This is a genomic window from Pricia sp., from assembly GCF_041745955.1.
Taxonomy (GTDB): Bacteria; Bacteroidota; Bacteroidia; order Flavobacteriales; family Flavobacteriaceae; genus Pricia.
Window position 1 is genome coordinate 1 of record NZ_JBGTHY010000228.1, and the last position, 2,296, is coordinate 2,296.

The 2,296-nt window shown below is 46.1% G+C and carries 3 protein-coding genes and 1 pseudogene; 3 read left to right on the forward strand and 1 reads right to left on the reverse strand.

What is annotated here, in order from left to right:
• Window positions 1-19 precede the first annotated feature (19 nt).
• Together ACEW8S_RS08370 and ACEW8S_RS08375 are read left to right on the forward strand one after the other, a co-directional pair.
• On the forward strand, window positions 20-811 hold the full coding sequence (locus tag ACEW8S_RS08370; RefSeq protein ID WP_373517709.1) for a M48 family metalloprotease: 792 nt from the start codon (window positions 20-22) through the stop codon (window positions 809-811).
• Window positions 812-957: 146 nt separating this feature from the next.
• Window positions 958-1,125, forward strand: a complete 168-nt coding sequence (locus tag ACEW8S_RS08375) for a DUF6747 family protein (RefSeq protein ID WP_373517707.1) — start codon at window positions 958-960, stop codon at window positions 1,123-1,125.
• A 118-nt stretch (window positions 1,126-1,243) separates the two neighbouring features.
• Here the strand turns inward: ACEW8S_RS08375 and ACEW8S_RS08380 are convergent, their stop codons facing one another.
• On the reverse strand, window positions 1,244-1,639 hold the full coding sequence (locus tag ACEW8S_RS08380; protein ID WP_373517708.1) for an ankyrin repeat domain-containing protein: 396 nt from the start codon (window positions 1,637-1,639) through the stop codon (window positions 1,244-1,246).
• A gap of 217 nt (window positions 1,640-1,856) precedes the next feature.
• Here ACEW8S_RS08380 and ACEW8S_RS08385 point away from each other — a divergent pair.
• A pseudogene (locus tag ACEW8S_RS08385) lies at window positions 1,857-2,296 on the forward strand (2,3-bisphosphoglycerate-independent phosphoglycerate mutase); the annotation flags it as partial.

Genomic DNA, 2,296 nt, shown 5'->3' on the forward strand with positions numbered 1-2,296 from the left:
CCTAAACAAAACCTTAACCATGCGAGGAGGGAATTGGAAAATACGGATACTTATCGGGCTGGCCATCGTGGCCTTTGCCTATGTGCAACGCTGCAGCAACAAAGAGGAAAACCCGTATACCGGACGGTCACAGACCATAAATATGAGTGCCGATCAAGAAATTGCAATCGGGCTACAAAGTACGCCGGAAATCGCACAGCAGTACGGCGGACTTTATCCCGACGAAAAATTACAGGCCTATGTCGACAAGATCGGCAACAGTCTGGTACAGAACAGCGTTGCCAAAGAGACTCCCTATCAATATGACTTCCATCTATTGGCCGACGACCAGACCATCAACGCCTTCGCCCTGCCCGGTGGACCGGTATTTATCACCTATGCCCTGTTCAAACAACTGAACGAGGGCCAGCTTGCCGGGGTTTTGGGCCATGAGATCGGCCATGTCATCGGAAGGCACTCCGCAGAACGTATCGCGGACAGTGAGTTTTGGCAGACAGTTTCGACCGGGGCATCCGTAGGTGCGGATATGGGCGGAGTGGTAGCTGGTATTGGCCAAAACACCCTGCTGAAAAATGGACGTGGTGATGAGTTGGAAAGCGATGATCTTGGCGTACTTTTTATGATGCAATCCGGATACGATCCCGAGGAAATGATTCGAGTAATGGAAATTTTAAAAGCCGCCTCAGGAGGTTCGGGCAGTATGCCGGAATTCCAAAGTACCCATCCCGACCCCGGCAACCGCATCGAAAGGATCCGTGAATCGATCGAGAAATATCGCAACGAAGAGGGTGTCTTGAAGGTTTCAAGTTGAAGGGTGCAGGTATTTTTTTTCGTCCAACTGCCGTTAAATTCGTTGGGCCGTCTTCCGTAATGCATTAATTTTCGTACATTTACATAGCCCAAATATATCTTACCCCAAAAACGTTAACCCCTTAGCTGTGACACTATCACATCTGTATGGGAACTATATCACATTTTCGAACACTATACATTGAGGCTTTTAAGGATTGTAAGCCCGAGATACTCGTTGTACTTCTAAAAGTATATTCGGTATTTTGTGCCCTAATGCTCTTTTTGGCCGTCTATGCCTTTATGTACAGGGCCCTGAACGGATTTGATTTTTAGAAATCCGCTGTTTCTACCTACTATTCATTACATACATTTAAAAAATAAAACCCGATTATCCGCACGCAGCTGGATAATCGGGTTCTTTCTTGTGTCGTAAAAAGCTCGCACTAAAGTTTCAACTGCCTAAAGCCGCTTCCAAAACCGCTAGGGCGTCAGTGGCGTTAGATAGCTCCGCGTATTTTTTTACCGAAAACCCCTTATTGCTTTTGATGTTCAAGTCGGCGCCTTTTTCGATTAGCAGTTCCAGAATTTCCACTTTGTTGTAACGGGCGGCGAACATAACAGGGGTCATGCCCAATGATTTCTGGTTGATGTCTTCGCCAAGAGCGATCAGACTTTTTACGGTGTTGTAATCCCCTTTTACGATGGCCTTACAGAACGAACTGAGGTCGACGTTTTTGATGTTCTTGGTGATGACAGGTACATCGGTTACCCTTGAAATTTCCTTGGCGTTAAGGCCGGTCACGGCGACCATACAGGCCGCGGAGACAATTAGAATCGTTTTTCTCATGATGAATGATTTAGATTGATGAAATGATGAATTTTTATAAGGATTTTTTTGAATTCCTCTACTAAATAGACGAAGCCTGTCTTATTTTGTTTCACCATATCTTGGGAAATAACATATTTTTAACGTTTTGGATACCTACACGATTCAAAAAGCCATTGGAAATACTGGGTATACTAAACGGATAGCTTTATTTTTGGGAACCGCTAAAAATTCGAAAATGAACAAAAAAGTAATACTCATGATTTTGGACGGATGGGGCAAATCTTCCGATCCCAGCGTCTCCGCCATAGACAATGCGAACACGCCCTTCGTCGATTCGCTCTACAAAGACTATCCCAACGCAAATTTGTTGACCGATGGTATGAACGTGGGCCTTCCCGAAGGACAGATGGGCAACAGCGAAGTGGGCCACATGAACTTGGGTGCGGGGCGGATTGTCTATCAAGACCTTGCCAGGGTAAACCTGGCCATAGAAAAAGATACGTTAAAGGATGAGAAGGTGCTGAGAGAAGCCTTTTCCTATGCCATAAAGCACGATAGGCCCGTCCATTTTCTAGGCCTTTTGAGCGATGGCGGCGTACATAGCCATACCACCCACCTAAACGGGCTCATAACCGCCGGCGAGCGTTACGGTGTAAAGCGAATGTACGTTCACGC

Excerpts from the sequence above, each read along its gene's own strand:
- ACEW8S_RS08370 (WP_373517709.1), top strand. The coding sequence starts at position 20 with ATGCGAGGAGGGAATTGGAAAATACGGATACTTATCGGGCTGGCCATC.
- ACEW8S_RS08375 (WP_373517707.1), top strand. The coding sequence starts at position 958 with ATGGGAACTATATCACATTTTCGAACACTATACATTGAGGCTTTTAAG.
- ACEW8S_RS08380 (WP_373517708.1), bottom strand. The coding sequence starts at position 1,639 with ATGAGAAAAACGATTCTAATTGTCTCCGCGGCCTGTATGGTCGCCGTG.